This is a genomic window from Thalassolituus sp. UBA2009 (genome assembly GCF_002335285.1).
In the GTDB taxonomy this organism is placed as follows: Bacteria; Pseudomonadota; Gammaproteobacteria; order Pseudomonadales; family Oceanobacteraceae; genus Venatoribacter; species Venatoribacter alkanivorans.
Genome location: NZ_DDCJ01000076.1, coordinates 1 through 18,357, shown reverse-complemented (window position 1 = coordinate 18,357; position 18,357 = coordinate 1). Strand labels below are relative to the sequence as shown.

17 protein-coding genes are annotated in these 18,357 nt (G+C 53.8%); 10 read left to right on the top strand and 7 right to left on the bottom strand.

All coding sequences use genetic code 11. The features are described 5' to 3' along the window. Nucleotides 1-249 precede the first annotated feature (249 nt). Nucleotides 250-1,230, bottom strand: coding sequence for a GlxA family transcriptional regulator (locus B3P58_RS09450; RefSeq protein WP_286717168.1), 981 nt, complete (start codon nt 1,228-1,230; stop codon nt 250-252). A gap of 204 nt (nt 1,231-1,434) precedes the next feature. Between B3P58_RS09450 and B3P58_RS09445 the strand changes: the two genes are divergently transcribed. The 4 genes from B3P58_RS09445 (at nt 1,435) to B3P58_RS09430 (ending at nt 7,651) form a co-directional block, all read left to right on the top strand. After that, complete coding sequence (locus B3P58_RS09445; RefSeq protein WP_286717167.1) at nt 1,435-3,225, top strand: acyl-CoA dehydrogenase; 1,791 nt, start codon at nt 1,435-1,437, stop codon at nt 3,223-3,225. A 26-nt stretch (nt 3,226-3,251) separates the two neighbouring features. Then, nucleotides 3,252-4,034 carry a crotonase/enoyl-CoA hydratase family protein gene (locus B3P58_RS09440; RefSeq protein WP_286717166.1) on the top strand — a complete coding sequence of 261 codons (783 nt, stop codon included), beginning with the start codon at nt 3,252-3,254 and terminating at the stop codon, nt 4,032-4,034. 158 nt (nt 4,035-4,192) lie between these two features. Continuing rightward, nucleotides 4,193-6,313: a methyl-accepting chemotaxis protein gene (locus B3P58_RS09435; protein ID WP_286717165.1), complete on the top strand. Its 2,121-nt coding sequence runs from the start codon at nt 4,193-4,195 to the stop codon at nt 6,311-6,313. A 207-nt stretch (nt 6,314-6,520) separates the two neighbouring features. Next, nucleotides 6,521-7,651, top strand: coding sequence for a CvfB family protein (locus tag B3P58_RS09430; protein ID WP_225691581.1), 1,131 nt, complete (start codon nt 6,521-6,523; stop codon nt 7,649-7,651). A gap of 79 nt (nt 7,652-7,730) precedes the next feature. On the opposite strand, the gene B3P58_RS09425 is transcribed toward B3P58_RS09430, so the two are convergent. The 3 genes from B3P58_RS09425 to B3P58_RS09415 are packed head-to-tail and all read right to left on the bottom strand — an operon-like array spanning nt 7,731 to nt 9,858. Further along, nucleotides 7,731-8,162 carry a hypothetical protein gene (locus B3P58_RS09425; RefSeq protein ID WP_145469245.1) on the bottom strand — a complete coding sequence of 144 codons (432 nt, stop codon included), beginning with the start codon at nt 8,160-8,162 and terminating at the stop codon, nt 7,731-7,733. Nucleotides 8,163-8,173: 11 nt separating this feature from the next. Then, on the bottom strand, nt 8,174-8,638 hold the full coding sequence (locus B3P58_RS09420; protein WP_286717163.1) for a hypothetical protein: 465 nt from the start codon (nt 8,636-8,638) through the stop codon (nt 8,174-8,176). A gap of 11 nt (nt 8,639-8,649) precedes the next feature. Beyond that, a complete protein-coding gene (locus B3P58_RS09415) occupies nt 8,650-9,858 on the bottom strand; it encodes a M48 family metallopeptidase (protein WP_186435925.1) in 1,209 nt (402 codons plus the stop codon). Nucleotides 9,859-10,739: 881 nt separating this feature from the next. Between B3P58_RS09415 and B3P58_RS09410 the strand changes: the two genes are divergently transcribed. The 5 genes from B3P58_RS09410 to B3P58_RS09390 all read left to right on the top strand — a co-directional run bounded on the left by B3P58_RS09410 (nt 10,740) and on the right by B3P58_RS09390 (nt 14,571). Beyond that, entirely contained in the window at nt 10,740-11,912 is a 1,173-nt protein-coding gene (locus tag B3P58_RS09410) for a hypothetical protein (RefSeq protein WP_286717162.1), read from the top strand. A gap of 10 nt (nt 11,913-11,922) precedes the next feature. Next, complete coding sequence (locus B3P58_RS09405; protein WP_286717161.1) at nt 11,923-12,846, top strand: metal ABC transporter substrate-binding protein; 924 nt, start codon at nt 11,923-11,925, stop codon at nt 12,844-12,846. Beyond that, complete coding sequence (locus tag B3P58_RS09400; protein ID WP_286717160.1) at nt 12,843-13,655, top strand: metal ABC transporter permease; 813 nt, start codon at nt 12,843-12,845, stop codon at nt 13,653-13,655. Before B3P58_RS09405 ends, B3P58_RS09400 begins: the two co-directional genes overlap by 4 nt. Before the next feature lie 109 nt (nt 13,656-13,764). Beyond that, nucleotides 13,765-14,121, top strand: coding sequence for a MerR family transcriptional regulator (locus B3P58_RS09395; RefSeq protein WP_286717158.1), 357 nt, complete (start codon nt 13,765-13,767; stop codon nt 14,119-14,121). Nucleotides 14,122-14,190: 69 nt separating this feature from the next. Next, nucleotides 14,191-14,571 (top strand): carboxymuconolactone decarboxylase family protein, encoded by a 381-nt coding sequence (locus B3P58_RS09390; protein WP_286717156.1) that lies wholly within the window; start codon nt 14,191-14,193, stop codon nt 14,569-14,571. A gap of 63 nt (nt 14,572-14,634) precedes the next feature. On the opposite strand, the gene def is transcribed toward B3P58_RS09390, so the two are convergent. The 3 genes from def to B3P58_RS09375 all read right to left on the bottom strand — a co-directional run bounded on the left by def (nt 14,635) and on the right by B3P58_RS09375 (nt 16,328). Further along, on the bottom strand, nt 14,635-15,144 hold the full coding sequence (gene def, locus B3P58_RS09385) for a peptide deformylase (RefSeq protein WP_145469237.1): 510 nt from the start codon (nt 15,142-15,144) through the stop codon (nt 14,635-14,637). Between the two features lie 18 nt (nt 15,145-15,162). After that, nucleotides 15,163-15,648, bottom strand: coding sequence for a GNAT family N-acetyltransferase (locus B3P58_RS09380; protein WP_286717155.1), 486 nt, complete (start codon nt 15,646-15,648; stop codon nt 15,163-15,165). 125 nt (nt 15,649-15,773) lie between these two features. Further along, nucleotides 15,774-16,328 carry a DUF924 family protein gene (locus B3P58_RS09375; RefSeq protein WP_286717154.1) on the bottom strand — a complete coding sequence of 185 codons (555 nt, stop codon included), beginning with the start codon at nt 16,326-16,328 and terminating at the stop codon, nt 15,774-15,776. Between the two features lie 180 nt (nt 16,329-16,508). Between B3P58_RS09375 and B3P58_RS09370 the strand changes: the two genes are divergently transcribed. Then, entirely contained in the window at nt 16,509-18,104 is a 1,596-nt protein-coding gene (locus B3P58_RS09370) for an ABC-F family ATPase (protein ID WP_145469235.1), read from the top strand. Nucleotides 18,105-18,357 lie beyond the last annotated feature (253 nt).

Genomic DNA, 18,357 nt, shown 5'->3' with positions numbered 1-18,357 from the left:
TTCACTGAGAGTAATTTCTGTACGATAGGGCCAGTCGCATAGAAGTCCTGCGTAAGAGCTGTTCGCAATGATCAGCAAACACCAGAGCAGCAAGCGCATCATATTGTCCTCCATTGATATGCGCGCATTGTACTGCAAAAGACCGATTGCGACCCCTGCCGGATTTTGTCAATGATCGCCTTTATTTGTCAGAATTTCCCTTTCAGCCGTAACCAGTTGTAACGTCCGGCATATACAGGCGTTCAGTCATCAGAAACGGCGGCTGAAACGGCGGCGATATTCGGTTGGTGTTAAGCCGGTTTTTTTGCGGAATAAACGCCGGAATGAACTGGCGTCTTCATAGCCCACATCATTCATCACCACATCCACTGTACGTTCAGTTTCTTCCAGTAATTTCTGCGCCGCTTCGATACGGATGGATTGCACATAGGTATTCGGTGGCATATCCAGCGCCGCATTAAAGCGACGGATAAGAGTACGCTTGGACACACTGAAACGGTCGGCCAGTTCATCGACGGTAAAATTACCGGCGTAGTGTTCTTCCAGCCAGGCCTGAACCTGTTTTACCAGATCATCTTTATGCGGTTTTGATAAACGCATCAGCGAATACGACAGCTGGCTGTCACGACGATAGTCGATCACAAAGGCTTTGGCAGTCTGAATGGCTGTTTCAAAACCAAAATTACGCTCAATAATATGCAGCCCCAGATCAAACCAGGCCAGACCGCCACCGGCACAATAAATATGATCATGGCGGGTAATCAGCTGATCAGCCTTAAGTTCTACCTGCGGGTAACGCTGTTCAAACAGATCTTTAAAACCCCAATGAGTGGTGGCCACTTTGCCGTTGAGAATGCCGGCTTCGGCCAGTAAAAAATTACCGGTGCAATTACCGGCAATGGTCCAGCCATGAGCATCGGCGCGGCGCAGCAGAGCCAGCAGCTGCGGGTTCACACCAATCACATCCTCAACCGGGCCACCGATGGTCGGCACCACAATCACATCGACATCCTGCACATCGTCGTAACTCATATGTGCCAGCAGCTGAATGCCGTTAATGCAGCGGATAGGGCCGCCATCCGGGCTGGCAATGCGCACATTAAACAGGCGCTCCAGTTCCTGCCCCTGAATGCGGTTCCAGGTTACACCTGCCAGACCAAAAAGATCGGCGACACCGGTCATGGCCGATGATAAGGCTTTATCAAAACCCGCGATCACTACATTAAGCATGGGTGGCCCCCTTTAAAGTCTCTGCTGCACTGCACTCTGATACCTGTCATCTGCGAAATCAGGCTGACGGCATGGCTTATGTCACTATTAGCATTAAGTGTGGCTATATTGACGATTATCCGGCGGCATGACAAGCCTGATACTGGTGAAATACGTCATAGAACTCATGATTCACTTTCTATTAACCCTGCGGGGAGCCAAACCGTGTCGAAACTTATTAATCAGAAAGATCTGGAATTTCTGCTGTATCAGGTATTTCAGGCTGAGCAGCTGACCGAACTGCCACATTACAGTGAACACGACCGCACCACCTTCGATGGCATTCTGAATACCTCAAGCCGCATTGCCGAAGAGTACTTTGCCCCGCATAACGCCAAAGCGGACGAACACGAGCCGCAATTCGACGGTGAAAAAGTCAGCACCATCCCGGAAGTAAAAGAAGCCTGGCAACACTTTGCCGACTCCGGCCTGCTGTGCGCCCGCCATCGTTATGAGGACGGCGGCATGCAGTTACCCTCACTGCTGCATATGGCCGCCAACGCTTACTTTATGTCGGCCAATCCCTCCACTGCCGGCTATCCGTTTTTAACCAGCGCCGCCGCCAATGTGATCCATGCCTTTGGCAGCGATGAACAGAAAGCCACCTTTTTACCGCACATGTTCAGCGGCCGTTTTGCCGGCACTATGGCGCTGACCGAACCGGACGTTGGCTCATCACTGGGCGATCTGACCACCCGCGCCCTGCCAGCAGATGACGGCAGCTACCGCATTAAAGGTCAGAAGATGTATATCTCCGGCGGCGATCAGGACATCACCGAAAATATCGTGCACTTAGTGCTGGCCCGTATTCAGGGCGCGCCACTGGGTGTTAAAGGTATTTCGTTGTTTATCGTGCCGAAATTCCACACCAGCGCCGATGGTTCGCTGGGCCCGCGCAACGATGTGCAGCTGGCCGGTCTGCTGCACAAAATGGGCTACCGTGGCACGACCTCCACCGTTTTAAGCTTTGGCGAAAAAGACGACTGCCACGGCTACCTGATCGGTGAAGCCGGTAAGGGCCTGATGTATATGTTCAAGATGATGAACGAAGCGCGCATCGGCGTTGGCCTGGGGGCCGCCATGATCGGTTACCGCGGTTATCTCGAATCCCTCGACTACGCCCGTAACCGTCCGCAGGGCCGCTCTCCGGTGGAAAAAGATCCGCTCAGCAAACCGCTGAATATCGTTGAACACACCGATGTAAAACGCATGTTGCTGGCGCAGAAATCCTACGTCGAAGGGTCGCTGGCGCTGTGTCTGCTGGCCGCACGCTTAGTGGATGAACAGGAAGCCGGAGAAAACGCCGACAGCGGCATCCTGCTCGACTTATTAACGCCGGTGGTGAAATCCTTCCCGTCGTATTACGGCCCGCGCGCTAACGATCTGGCCATTCAGGTGTTGGGCGGCGCCGGTTATACCCGCGAATATCCGGTCGAGCAGTGCTACCGCGACAACCGCTTAAATCCGATTCATGAAGGCACCCACGGTATTCAGTCGCTGGATTTACTGGGCCGCAAACTGTGGCAGCACAATGGCAAAGGCCAGCAGCTGTTGATGGCACGGGTACAGGCCACGCTGAAATCCGCTCAGGGTAAAGAGCAACTCAGCGAGCTGACCGCCAGCTATCAGAAACACCTGAACACCCTGCTGCAAACCACCATGGCGCTGGGCAAAGCCCTGCAGAGCGGCCAGGTCAGTGCGGCGCTGGGCAACTCGGCGCTGTATCTCGACATGATGGGCAAGATGGTGATCGGCTGGCTGTGGCTGGAAATGGCCGACAAGGCTATCGACACCTTTGGCGCTTCGGCGGCAGAAGACGACCAGCAGTTCCTCGCCGGCAAACTGCAGGCTGCACGCTACTTTATCCGCTGGGAACTGCCGGAAATTGAGCATCAGGCCAAACTGTTAGCCGGATTTGACGATACCTGCACCACCATGAACCCGGACTGGTTTTAATCAGCAACTGCACAGGACAACACACCATGACTGCCAAAGTACTCGTTGAAGCCAGTGAGCATATCCTCACCATCACCTTTAATCGTGCCGACAAACTGAACGCCCTCGACCCGGAGAGTTACCACCTGCTGGCGCAGGCGCTGCACCGCCTGCAACACGACGATGACTTACGCGTCGGTGTGATTCTGGCCGATGGCAAACACTTCACCGCCGGTCTGGAGCTGGATAAATGGGCCCCTATCTTTGCGCAGGGCGGCGCCCCGCAGATGGCCGCAGGCGAAATTGACCCCTACGGTATTTCCGGCGAAACCCTGAGTAAGCCACTGATCATTGCCGTACATGGTCTGTGCTACACCTCCGGTCTGGAGTTGTTGCTCAATACCGATATCCGCCTCGGCACCGCCGATACCCGCTTTGCCCAACTTGAAGTACAGCGTGGCATCTACCCCTGCGGCGGCGGTACGGTGCGCCTGCCGGAAGAAATCGGCTGGGCACGGGCACAGCGTTATCTGCTGACCGGTGATGAATTCAGCGGCCAGCAGGCCTACGACTGGGGCATGCTGACCGAACTCTGTGAATTCAGCCAGCTGCACAGCCGTGCCCGTGAACTGGCACAGAAAGTGGCCGCTGCGGCCCCGCTGGGTGTGCGCGCCGCACTGAAATCATCAAAAACCGCGCGTCTGCACGGTGATACCGCTGCACTGAGCACCGTCTTCGGCGATATGGGCAAGGTGCTGAAGAGTGACGATGCCGCCGAAGGCGTACGTTCATTTATGGAACGCCGCGCGGCCAGGTTCAGCGGTCGCTGAAACAGCAACAGCACCACAGGAAAAACCGTGATGACGGCGGTTTTTCCTGTTTTTTCATCAGGTTAAGCAGCCCAAGAGGACAAATCGGGCAAACCGGACGCAGAGATCAGATCAGAAACTATACTGATTTGGTATGACCACGCCTTCCGGAGCCTTGCATGAAATCCTTACCCCTTAAAACCAAGCTGTTTGCCATCACGCTGTCAGCCATTCTGTTGCTGGCCGCCGCCCTGACCTGGCGCAGTTATCAGGGCATCAGTTCGCTCAGCGAACAACTGCAGGAGCACAGTGAAAAAAATCTGACCGAGGCCGTTATCACCCAACTGCAGACCAAAACCCAGGCCTATGGCGAGCAGATCAGTAACTACATCAACGCCGCCTACCGCATTCCTATGACAATGGCTGCCGCCATTAAAACCGCGATTGAAAATGGTGATGGCAGCCGCGCTCAGGTCAGCGCAATGATGGGGGCCGCACTCGCAGCCAATAAGGATGTCAGCTCCACATACGCCCAGTTCGAGCGTAACGGCTTCGATGGTCGTGACAGCGAGTTCGTCGACTCAGGCCTGATTTACAACGCCGAACGCACCGGCTCACTGGAAATCTACTGGATCCGCAATCAGTCCGGTCAGGTCGAACAGCAGAAAGTCGACGATCCGGACGAAAAATACCTCGATGTCCGTAATGAATTCGGCATCCGTCAATCCGAGTGGTATCTCTGCAGCCGCGATAAAAAAGTTCCCTGCCTGATGGAGCCCTACCTGTATGAGATCAGCCCCGGTTATGAAGAACTGATGACCAGTCTCACCGCACCGATTATCGCCAATGGTACTTTCCGCGGCATTGCCGGTGTCGACGTTAACCTGCCCATTTTCCAGAAACTGGTGGATGAACTGAGCCAGTCGCTCTACAGCGGCAAAGCCCGGGTAACATTACTCAGTGAAATAGGTCTGGTGGTCGCCTCAAGCCACTACAAAGATAAGCTGATGCGGCCTTTAAAAGAGTCTCTGCCGGAAAGAGGCGATACGCTGAGCAAACTGCATAAAGGCGACGGTCTGCTGAGCGGAAAAGATAACCTGTATGTTGCCCGTGGGCTAAAAATTCCGGCCTCCAACAGTGAGTGGTCACTGCTGATCGAACTGCCGCTGAACGTCGCCCTCGCCGATCTTGAAACCCTGAAAGCGCTGGTCGCCGATGAAAAAACCTCAGTACTCAGCAGCCAGCTGCTGTTGGCGCTGATTCTCGCCGGGGCCGCTCTGGTTGCCATAACCCTGTTGATTCAGTCTATTACCAAACCCCTGGAAGTACTGAATAAGCAGGTCGAGCAACTGTCCAGCGCCGATGGCGATCTTTCCCAGCGTCTGCAACTTGATACCCACGCCGAACTGATCAGCCTGAGTGGCGGCTTTAACCGCTTCCTCAGCAAACTGCGCGATCTGGTACTGGCACTGAAAGAAGTCAGCCACGAAGTGCGCAGCGAGTCAGCCGAGAACCTGAAAATCAGCCAGAAAACCCGTAAAGCCACCGATCAGCAACAAAGTGAAATGGATAACGTGGTTACCGCGACTCAGGAAATGTCGGCCACGGCGCAGGAAGTATCACGCATTGCCTCCGACGTTGCGGTACGGGCCAACGATATCCATTCTACCGTCACCGCATCGCAGCGGAACCTGTCTTCCGCGGTAGATACGGTGCTGGAGCTGAGCGAAAACATGCATACCGCAAGCGAGTCGATCACCAAAGTATCTGCCCGCTCCGACGATATTAACCGCATCCTGGTGGTTATTGGCTCCATTGCCGAACAGACCAACCTGCTGGCACTGAACGCTGCCATTGAAGCCGCCCGTGCCGGTGAACAGGGACGTGGTTTTGCGGTGGTGGCCGATGAAGTACGTACCCTCGCCTCAAAAACCCAGGAATCGACCGAAGAAATTAACAATATGATTGGCAGCCTGCAGGGCGAGGTAAAAGCCGCCGTCAGCATCATTGACAGTGGCAGCCAGAAAGCCGGACTGGCGATGGAATCCACCCGCGAAGCCCATGGCTCTTTGCAAGAAGTAGTACAGGCGATCAGCGAAATTGCCGACCACATCCGTCAGGTAGCCACTGCAGCCGAAGAGCAAAGCTCGGTGAGCGGTGAAATTACCCGCAACCTCACCGTGATCGGTGATGCCACCACAATGCTGGCCGAGCTGGCACAGGAAGCCAACCAGAGCAGCCATAACGTCACCGAACAGCTCGACCGTCTGGATAAACAACTGGGCGCATTGCGTACCTGAGTACAAACCTGCAACAGCCACAAGCCCTGCCAATCACCATTGGCGGGGCTTTTTTATCGGCCCCGCATGGATGGAAATGCCCGACCCCGGACTCTGCCTCCGCCCATGGCTGTGATAAACTGCGCGCCGCCGGCCACAGGCCAGCCTATCCTGATACAAACGACAGCATAATGCTGCCCCCGAAACACCTTGCCGCGGAATACCATCATGGCCGAACTCGGACGCTACAACACCCTGACCGTACTCGATGAACAGCCCCACGGCCTGTATCTGGATGACAACGACGGCGGCAAAATTCTGCTGCCACGCAAACAAATTCCTGCCGGCACGCAAATCGGCGACAGTCTTAAAGTCTTTGTTTACCTTGATTCCGACGACCGTCCGATTGCCACCTGCCTGCGCCCTAAAGCACAGCTGCATCAGGTCGCCTGGCTGGAAGCCGTGGATGTAAATCAAACCGGAGCCTTTCTCGACTGGGGCCTGGCCAAAGACGTGTTTGTGCCCTTCGCCGAGCAAACCCACCGCATGGAAGCCGGTAAGTCCTATGCGGTCTATCTGTACCTCGATAACACCGACCGTATCGTTGCCAGCGCGCGCTTAAACCGTTTTATCAAAGACGAAGTCAAAGCCAACTGGCCCGGTGCTCCGGTACCGCTGGCCACCGGCGATAAAGTAAAATTACTGATCGCCCAGCGCACCGACATCGGCTACAAAGCCGTAGTCAACGACACCTATTGGGGTTTGCTGCACAACGACGATATCCGCAAAGCCATTCGTACCGGCCAGCGGGTTGAAGGCTATATCAAACGTCTGCGTGACGATCATAAACTTGATCTGATGCTGGAGCCGGTAGGCCATACCAAAGCCGATCCGCTGGCGAAAAAAATCCTGCAGAAAATGGAAGATAACCACGGCCTCTTAGGCCTCAGCGACCACTCTCCGGCAGAACTGATCGAACTGCAGTTCGGGGTCAGCAAACGTACCTTTAAAATGGCCATCGGCAAACTGTATAAAGAACGCAAAATTGTGATCGAAGACAGTGGTATCCGCCTGGCAACAGAGGCTGACCAGAAAGCTGTGGTCAATAAAGACCTGAAAAAAGAAGCGAAAAAAGAGTCGGGTAAAGACGCCAGAAAACCGGCAAAAGAACAAAAAACATCTGCAGCAAAAACGCAGAAAACAGAAAAACCAGACACGAAGAAAACAGGTACAAAGAAAGAAGAAAGGAATCAGGACCAGGCGGATAAAAAACCGGCTGAGAAAAAATCAGCGCCTAAAGTGTACCGTAACCCAAAGACGAAAACGGAAAAAACACTGAGCCTGAAAAAGAAATCCTGAAGAACATATCCTGACAAAGCAGCAGGATAAAAAACGGCCGCGCATAACTCTGTTATCCGCGGCCGTTTTCGTTACAGCATCAGAAGTTATCAACCCCGAGCTGCTGTTCCAGATTATCCGCCATTGCGGCTACGCCATACAGCGTGGTACCGAATTCATCAGTATCCATTTCATCCAGCCACCAGTTGCCCATCGCAACCAGGTGACATCCGCCAACCTTGTCGATGGCCCAGGATGCACAGAGTGTACTGTCATTTTCACGCAACAATTTCAGTGCCATAGAAGCACCCAGTTGCTGATCCGGCATACCACTTAAATCCAGTACCGCCGAGGCAATTTCAACAATGTCTTTAGTACCGTCTTCGCTTGGGTGATGCAGCACCAGAACACGCTGTGAGCGCCCTTCGCCCATATCAAACATCGCGCTGATCATGCGCTCATTATCAATTTTCAGATTAATGCCAAGTTTGTCGGCGTGACCTGCAATGATTTCATGAAATTTGTTCGACATTTTAATCTCCTTTAAAACTCGTCCACGCCAAAACGACTTTCCATACGGTCTGCAACGGTTGATACGGCAGATACTGCCATCGCCATTTCTTTCAGATCCATAGTATCCAGCAGCATATCCACAACAGCGATCAGCAACTCATCTTCTTCACTGATGCGGGTAAATGCCCAGCGATAGTTAGCGGAGCGGCCATTCAGCTCCAGCAATTCGTTGAAGAAAGCTTTCTGATCGATATCAGATTCCTGGATGGTGCTCAGGCGAACAACCGGCGAAGAAATACATACAACTTCACTGCCATTACCCGCCTGCTGACGGTTAAAAAAGACCAGCTGCGAACGCCCGTCATCTTCAACAAACAGCATTTTAACCGAGGATTCAGAGCGGACTTCAAAGTTCCAGCCAATCTCTTCACAGTAAGCAACAATCTTACTGGTGAACGGGTTTGGATATGGATTTGTGCTTCCATTCGATGTCATCAAGATTCTCCTTATTCGAGAAACATTAAAATTTGCTGAACAAAAGAAGGTTCAACATTCATAATTTTTGCCATTTCCGTGAGGGCATCCAGTTCGCGATCATCAATATTCTGATCGGCTCTGGCGACCACAACCAAACGCTGAATAAAGGCGCAGCGGTTTGAAGCTCCCAGGGATAGCAGCGGCTTTGAGCTCTCAATAAACTGTTCACGGGCAAGACCGATAGGATCTTCAGCCTGTTCCAGCAGCTGAATACCTTCGCGGTATATTTCTTCACCGGCCTGCTCGATCAGGTTTTCTGCTTCAGCATCGGCCAGATGTCCGTCCGCATAAGCCACCCAGGCGCCGCCCCAGAACATGGCACGGTTATGCAGGGCCTGTTTCTCTTCATCGCTGACAGGCTCCATATACTCGAGTACTTTATGAATACCGTCATCAACATCGGCCAGCGTTTTATTCCCTGTTCCCTGTCCGGTTAAACGCTGAAACTCATCCGACTGGCTGTATAAATCAACGGCCATAATACGGATAGGGTTAAACGGATGGCTGGAATAACAATGGGATGTGTCTTCTGTGTTTTTTGATAACTCAGATAAATCCTGAATCTGCGCCGAGTACTCTTTCAGATCAAATTCAATAATCGGATGAGCAACACCGCAGGACAGCTTCAGGAAGGAACTGATGGCCGCTTCCGGGCTTTTACAGACAAACAGACCAGCGCGGTCAGCAGAGATTTCTGCGCGCCGGCTCCAGGACATCAGCTTCATGGCATCACTGGCATTCAGCGTGCCTTCTTCAAGAATCGCATGGGTCGGTAAGGCATAATGGCTGAATAAAGCATGACCCAGTTCATGGCCAACGACGAAGTTGATTTCGTCTTCATTCATTGAGGTTAACAGACCGGAACTGAAGGTCAGAATAATGTCATCGCCACCGGAGTAACTGCAGCTGGCATTAGGCTCAGGGCTGTTATAGATGTAGACCTCAACATTTTTATCGCCCAGATTCAGGGCTTCCTGTGCATTACGCACATACTTAAAAAGATCGGGCGCCAGTCTGGCCGTAACCCTCAGGCTGTGGCCAAGAAGACTGCGGCGGTAGGAATCACGGCGGGCCTCTTTAATACGTTTTTCAGCCAGCACCTGAATTTTTTTATCAGCCAGCAGTTCATTAAAAAAACTGAGGTCAGACTGAAAGCGGATCGCATCCTCGACGTTCACTGATTGCACCTGCTTAACGTTCCAAGTTGTCAGAAAATCAGCCTGCAAAACTCACATCAACAACAGATTATTATTCCCGGCCGCTATCAGCGCGCAGAGCAACCAGGAAAAGACAAACCGCTTATTGATGATATGGTTTATAAAACAGACTGAGCAGTAAGCGGCCATTCTAGACAGCCGATCCTTTCACATCAATTGATAAAGCGGTTAGAAACAATATGTTTTATTGTCAGAATCAGACTTACGTCTCAAAACGACAATCCATATGTGCCGGTGGAATCCGCAGAAAAATACGCGCTAAGCCTGATCAGGCTGCCTCCTCTGCCCGGTTTTATCACAACAGAAGCTGCCCATATCTGTTCCGGCCTCGTCCGGAAGGATGAGACAGCGTCCGGGAAATGGCGCAAATCAACATGTCATTTTCTGTGTGGCGGCAAATAAGACTGGCTCCGATTGCCGGTTGACCCACTTTGACGGCGTGTTAGTCTGAGCGCGCCTGTCTCTGGTGCCGATGCTGTGAAACGAACCCTGCTTTCTCTGAACCATGTCCTGTTACTGACGATGCTGTTGCTTATCGGTCAGTCGGCTGCGCTATGGCATCAGACTCACTCAGAACAGCATCCCGCCGGTGAGCTGTGCAGTTACTGCCTGCAGGCATCCGACCTCAGCACACCCGGCCTGTCCGGCGTCAGTCCTGAAGCCCCCTGCATTCCTGGCCAGCACAGCACCATCTGTCCACCAGCGCCTGGCACTGCAACGACCGTTTTAACAGCTTCACAGGCACGCGCCCCACCCCGTTTTTCCTGAATCCGTTAAACCCAGAATCGTTACCGGTGTGTTAGCGCATACCGGTAATGCGTGTATTTTTTCAGGAGAACACCATGTCTGTATCCCGCACCGGCATTTTGCCTTGCTGTGCCCTGCTTAGCCTGTCCGCTATTCTGCCCGCTCCACTGTGGGCCGCCGATTCTGCCAATGCATTTAATCCGGCTATTGGCCTGATTCTGAATGGCACACTCGGCCACTTTTCCCGTGAACCCGATGACTACGCCATCGCCGGTCTGCCCTTAGGCGGAGAAAGCGAACCCGGCAGCCAGGGCTTTGCGCTGGGCGAGTCGGAATTAAACATCAGCGCCAATATTGATCCCGACTGGTTCGGTGCCATTACCGTCGCGCTCGGTGATGAAACCGAAGTAGAAAACGCCTACGTGCAAACCAGCCCGGCAGACGGCCTGACCTTCCGCGGCGGACGCTTCTTCTCCGGCATCGGTTATCTCAACGAACAGCATGCCCACACCTGGGATTTTGCCGATACTGCGCTGGCGTACCGTGCCTTGCTGGGTACGCAATATAAAGACGACGGCGTACAGTTACGCTGGCTGGCACCGACCGAGCTGTACACCGAAGTCGGCGCGGAATGGTTTAACGGCAGCGCTTATCCGGCCGGCGGCAGCGCCAGTAAGGGTCAGGGGGCCTGGTCGGTGTTTGTGCACAGCGGCGGCGATATAGGCCAGAGCAGCAGCTGGCGCGCCGGTCTGTCGTACCTGAATGCCAATGCCGATGCACGTGAAAGCGGCGACGAAGATAACCCGGATCTGTTCAGCGGCAGCAGTAAGGTCGCCATTGCTGATTTCGTGTGGAAATGGTCACCGGGCGGCAACGCCTATAACCGCAGCGTTAAAGTGCAGGGCGAGTACCTGCTGAGTAAAAACGACGGTGACTTTACCCCCACAGGTGGCAGCGAACTGCCCTACTCGGCCACACCCAAAGGCTGGTATCTGCAGGCAATTTATCAGTTTACCCACGGCTGGCGTGCCGGTGTGCGCCACGATCGGCTCGACGCCGGCCAGAATGACGCCGCCTTTGCCGGCACCGTGCTCGACGCGCAAAACCATACCCCACAACGCAACAGCCTGATGCTGGATTACAGCAACAGCGAGTTCAGCCGTCTGCGTCTGCAATACAACCGCGATGAGTCGCAGCCACAGATCGATCACCAGTGGCTGCTGCAATACACCATGAGCCTCGGCGCCCACGGCGCGCACCGTTTTTAAGGAGAGCGTGATGAAAACAATATTACGCAAAGCGCGCGCTGTTCTGCTGCCGTTACTGCTGGCTGGTGGCTGTACCACTGCACAGGCTGCAACGCTGAATATCTTCGCCTGCGAGCCGGAATGGGGCGCACTGGCGCAGGAGCTGGGCGGTGATAACGTTGAGGTGTTCACCGCCACCACCGCCTTACAGGACCCGCATCATATTCAGGCACGACCGAGTCTGATTGCGAAGATGCGCAAAGCCGACCTGCTGATCTGCACCGGCTCCGAGCTGGAAAGCGGCTGGCTGCCTCTTCTGCTGCGCCAGTCCGGTAACAGTAAGGTGCAACCGGGCAAACCCGGCTACTTTGAAGCCAGCCGTTTTGTCGAAACTCTGGATAAACCGCAAATCATCGACCGCTCACAAGGCGACGTGCATCCCGGTGGTAATCCTCACATTCAGACCAGCCCACACAATATCAGCAAGGTTGCCGCAGCTCTGCTGCCACTGTTGCAACAGCTGGATGCTGACAACAGCGCCGCCTATCAGCAGCGCGCCGATGATTTCGGCCAACGCTGGCAAGCCGCCATGCAGCGCTGGGAAACAAAAGCAGCACCCTTGCGCGGTGTTGCTGTTGTAGTTCACCACCGCAGCTGGAGTTATCTGCAGCAGTGGCTGGGGCTGAACGAAGTAGCCACGCTGGAGCCGAAACCCGGCGTGCCCGCCAGCGCCGGGCATCTGGCGGAGGTATTGCAGCAGCTGGATGCCCAGCCGGCCAGAATGATCATCCGCGCGGCCTATCAGGATGGCCGTGCTGACGAATGGCTGGCGGATAAAACCGGCCTTCCGGCCATTGCTTTGCCCTTTACCGTGGGTGGCAGTGAGCAGGCGCAGGATCTGTTCAGCCTCTACGACGACACCATTTCACGCCTGTTAGACGGACTCGCACCATGAGTCTGTTCAGCAATCTGGAGTTATCCATTATTGCCCCGGCGTTTCTCGCCGGGTTGCTGGTGCTGACCACTCACATACCACTGGGCCGTCAGGTACTCAGCCGCGGTATTATTTTTCTCGATCTGGCCATTGCCCAGATTGCCGGACTCGGGGTCATCATTGCCTACAGTCTGGGTTGGGAAGCCGGTGGCTGGCAGGTACAGCTGATCGCCATGGCTGCCGCCTTGGCCGGTGCACTGTTGTTGTATGCCACCGAGACGCTGTGGGAAGACAATCAGGAAGCCATTATCGGCTGCGTGTTTGTACTCGCCGCCAGCGGCGGACTGCTGGTATTGAGCAGTAACCCACATGGTGGCGAAGCGTTAAAAGACCTGCTTGCCGGGCAGATTCTGTGGGTCACCTACAGCCAGCTGATCCCGGTGGCCATTATTTATGCGGCGGTACTGGCGCTGTGGTTCGGGCTTGGGGCTGGCCTGAGAGTTGGCCGTGGCAAACAACAGAGCCCGCTGCTGTTTTATTCCCTGTTTGCCATCAGTGTGACCACCTCGGTGCAGCTGGTTGGTGTCTATCTGGTATTTGCCAGCCTGATTATGCCGGCACTTGCCGTACAGAAAGTCCGCCAGCATCCGCTGCTGCGTGCTTACGTTACCGGGGCCTGTGCTTATGCCGCCGGGCTGATGCTGTCGGCGCTGTGGGATCTGCCGTCAGGAGCAACCATTGTCTGCACCATGGCACTGGTTTGTGGTCTCAGCGCTGCCGTGGCAAATGGTAAACTTAAGGCATCGCAGGATGCCGCTGTTCCACTGTAAAAAGCCGTTCCATTGTAAAAAGTTGCTCTGGCCGCCGGCAAACCATGCGGTGGCCTTGCTGGTTAGTCAAAACCAACCAAACATTCACTCAGACACCCCTCTTCCGCTTATGAATATCAAAGCCTTTGCCGAACAAACCGGGGTTTCTGCCCATACCCTGCGCTATTACGAAAAAATCGGCTTGTTGCAGGTACAGCGTAACCAGAGTGGCCACCGGGTATTCAGCAATAAAGATCTGGAATGGATCACCTTTATTCTGCGTCTTAAAGACACCGGTATGCCGCTGCAGCACATTATTGAATACGCAGAATTCCGCGCACAGGGCGACAGCACAATGGCTGAACGCCAGCAGTTACTGCAACAGCACCGCGATATTCTGCAGGCAAGAATTGCCCGCGAACTGGAGCATCTGCAGGTTCTGGATAACAAAATCGGTTATTACCGTCAGCTGACCGGCAAGGTCTGAAATCCGCTTGACTTAGAGTTAACTCAAAGCCCTAACCTGATTTCTCTTTAACTCACAGGAAGCAGGAATATGACCAGCGTACGCTTTGAACAGGGACTGAAAAAACTCAGCGAAATTGATGGTGAAGCCGGGCATAAGGTGATCGACAGCCTGCAGGATATTTGTCCGGATCTGGCGCGCTACACCATCGAATACCCTTTTGCGGATATCTACTCCCGTCCGGGGCTGGATCTTAAATCACGCGAAATAGCCACCGTTGCCGCGCTCACGGCGCTCGGTAACTGCCAGCCGCAATTGAAGGTGCACTTACAGGCCGCACTGAATGTTGGTTGCAGCGCCGATGAAATCAAAGAAGTGATTTTACAGATGTCGGTTTATGCCGGCTTTCCGGCGGCACTGAATGCCATGTTTGCATTTAAAGAAGTACTGCAGGAACGTGGCCTGGTGTAGTTTAGTGCCCCGCTTAGGAAAATAAACCGCCGTCAGCGTCCTGCCGACGGCGAATCCAATCAATCAACCGCGAACACTTTCCCGCTGCTGTTTTTTCACCTTTTTCAACGCCATCTGTTGTTTAACCGGCGACAGATAATCAATGAATAATTTGCCTTTTAAATGATCCATTTCGTGCTGTATGACAACCGCCAGAAAATCATCGCTTTCAATCGTGATGGCCTTACCATCACGATCCAGCGCCGACACCGTTACCGAGGTAAAACGCTCAACATCGGCATAATAGCCAGGCACCGATAAACAACCTTCCTGACCGGCTTCTTTATGTTCGCCACGGATAATTTCCGGATTAATCAGCACCAGCGGCTCATTACGTTCTTCAGAAAGATCAATCACCAGCAAGGCTTCACGACGGCCCACCTGAGTCGCGGCCAGACCAATGCCATCGTCAGTGGCGTACAGGGTGTCGAACATATCGTCGATCAGCGTCTGTACGCTGCGGATATCGGTTACCGGACGGGCAACTTCCCGCAGGCGGGGGTCAGGTGCTTGTAATACGGTTAAAACAGCCATAAAAAATAGGGGTTCCTGTCAGGTTTCAGCGGCCGTTAAGGCCAGCCATTGCGCGGATTGTATCCCGTAGATGGCATGATCCACTACCCGGCCATTAAGGTTTTCACTGTTGCGGATAATGCCTTCAAGGGTCATATGCAGACGTTCACATAATGCACGGCTCGGTTCATTCTCTGCGGCAGCCGATATCTGCACCTTATGCAGCTTCAGCCGATTAAAAGCATCATCAATAAGATAGCGGACCGCCGTTGTCATAATTCCCCGCCCCTGATATTCCTTGCTCAGCCAGTAGCCGATTTCTGCTTTACCAAGGTTTCGGCAAATGCTGTTGTAGCTGACATTGCCCACCACAACGCCCTGATACAACACCGCGCATGTCATCGATTTACCATCGGCATAATCATGCAGAGCACCACGGATAAAGCGCAGGAAAAATTCTTCCGAATCGGCGTGGGGCGGCCATGCAAGCCACTCTGAAAGCAAGCCACTCCGAAAGATAGTCACGCTCAGCCTCAACAATCGCCAGATAGCGGCTGGCGAACGACGGCTGAACCAGAGCCAGGCTGACTGACTCATTAATATCAAGCGTAAACATAATGATCCCCTGTACCTGTAATTCTGAACAGATCCTAAAAAGACGATCCCGGCTGCTGTAAAAATTCCAGCTCTTCTGCCGTCGATTCGCGCCCCAGCAAGGCATTGCGGTGCGGATAGCGGCCAAAGCGCGCAATAATATCGCGGTGGCGGTGTTCAAAGTTAAGGTTATCTTCCAGCCCCGGACGGGCAAACAGACGCAGCGCTTCATCGTGAATCCGCAGCGATTCGCTGTGCATATAAGGCATATACAGAAACAGGCATTCGCTCACCGCCAGACTGGCATCAGTGTCTGCCGCCACCGCTTCCTGTGCCAGCACCAGTGCTAACGGATCAGCGGCAAAGGCACGCCCGCTGTCGCGGTAGATATTGCGTGAAAACTGGTCGAGCACAATGATTTCAGCCAGCCGTCCGCGCGCACTGACACGCCAGTGATACAGCTCCCCGGCACAGGCAGCTGCGTGTACTGCGCCAAAGCGGCGCTCAATCTCCCGGTCCAGCTGCGGGTCTTTCACCCACCATTGTTTGGGGCTCAGTTCGCTGAACCAGAAGTCCAGTACGGTCTGTTCATTGATATTGTCTGTATCCATGATTTTTCTCCTGAATGTCCGGGCGGCTGGCGGACTCGCTCCTGGCTTTCACCCAGCCTCAAAGCAGACGGTGAAATCATCCTAATGCGGCGCAAAAACGCCTCAGATGCTCGTTTTTTGCACGAAAAACACGTATAGTCGCGCCCTTTCGTAAAACCCTTCTTCTATCAGGATTGACCCGTGATCTCCACCGCTAATATCACCATGCAGTTTGGTGCCAAGCCTCTGTTTGAAAACATCTCCGTCAAGTTTGGTGACGGTAATCGCTATGGCCTGATCGGCGCCAACGGCTGCGGTAAATCCACCTTTATGAAAATTCTGGACGGTTCTCTGGAGCCGACCGCCGGTAATGTCAGCATTACGCCGAACGAGCGTCTGGGCAAGCTGAGCCAGGATCAGTTCGCCTTTGAACAGTATCGCGTTATCGATACCGTGATGATGGGTAACAAAGAGCTGTGGGCCGTTAAGGAAGAGCGTGATGCGATTTACGCCAACCTGGAAGCGACTGAAGACGACTATATGCGTGCCGCCGAGCTGGAAGGTGAGTTCGCTGAGATGGGTGGCTACACCGCCGAATCCCGTGCCGGTGAGCTGCTGCTGGGCGCCGGTATCGCAACCGAACTGCATGAAGGTCCGATGAGCGAAGTGGCTCCGGGCTGGAAGCTGCGTGTATTGCTGGCGCAGGCGCTGTTCTCTAACCCGGACATCCTGCTGCTCGACGAACCGACCAACAACCTGGATATCAACACCATCCGCTGGCTGGAAGGTATCCTCAATGACATGAAGTGCACCATCATCATCATCTCGCACGACCGTCACTTCCTGAACTCCGTCTGTACCCATATGGCCGACATCGACTACGGCGATATCCGCATTTATCCGGGTACCTATGATGACTTTATGATTGCCTCCACCGCCGCGCGCGAACGTATGCAATCAGAAAACGCCAAGAAGAAAGCCCAGATTGCTGAACTGCAGCAGTTCGTATCGCGCTTCTCGGCCAACGCCTCCAAAGCCAAGCAGGCCACCAGCCGTGCCAAGCAGATGGACAAGATCAAGCTGGACGACATCAAGCCGTCTACCCGTCAGAACCCGTTTATCCGCTTTACTCAGGAAAAGAAACTGCACCGTCTGGCGCTGGAAGTGGAAGGCCTGAGCCACGGTTATGAAGGCGATGAGCTGCTGTTCAAAAACACCAACCTGATGGTTGAAGCCGGCGAGAAGATTGCGGTTATCGGTGCTAACGGCGCGGGTAAAACCACCTTCCTCAAGTGTCTGGTGAGCGACCTGACACCGAAGTCCGGCACCATTAAGTGGGCGGAAAACGCGAACCTGGGTTACTACGCGCAGGATCACGAATACGAATTCGCCGAAAACATGGATCTGTTTGCCTGGATGGAACGCTGGAAGACCACCGAGCACGATGATCAGGCAGTACGTGCAACTCTGGGTCGTCTGCTGTTTAACCAGGACGACATCAAGAAATCAGTGAAAGTCTGTTCCGGTGGTGAAAAAGGCCGTCTGCTGTTCGGTAAGCTGATGATGCACAACCACAACGTGCTGATCATGGACGAACCGACCAACCACATGGACATGGAATCCATCGAATCGCTGAATGCGGCGCTGGAAATGTTCGAAGGTACGCTGATTTTCGTGTCCCACGACCGTGAATTCGTATCCTCGCTGGCGACCCGCATTATCGAAATCCGCGATCACGAGATCGTCGACTTCCACGGTACTTACGACGAGTACCTGAAGTCTCAGGGCGTGGAATAAGCGCCGGGTTTTATCATGTGATACGCTGCATCAGCTCTGATGCAGCGTCATCGGGCGTTCAGGAAATAACCGCTCTGGTGCTTTCCTGAATACTCCCGCCAGATGCAGTTATTCCCGACAGCCTTTGCGGGGCAAGCCCCTGCGCCCCAACTTGGGGATCTGTGTAGTGGTCTAATCAATCCGGACACCCGCTTAGGTGATAAAATCACAACCCAAGAGGTGTCTAATGAAAAAACAACGTCGTATTTTTACT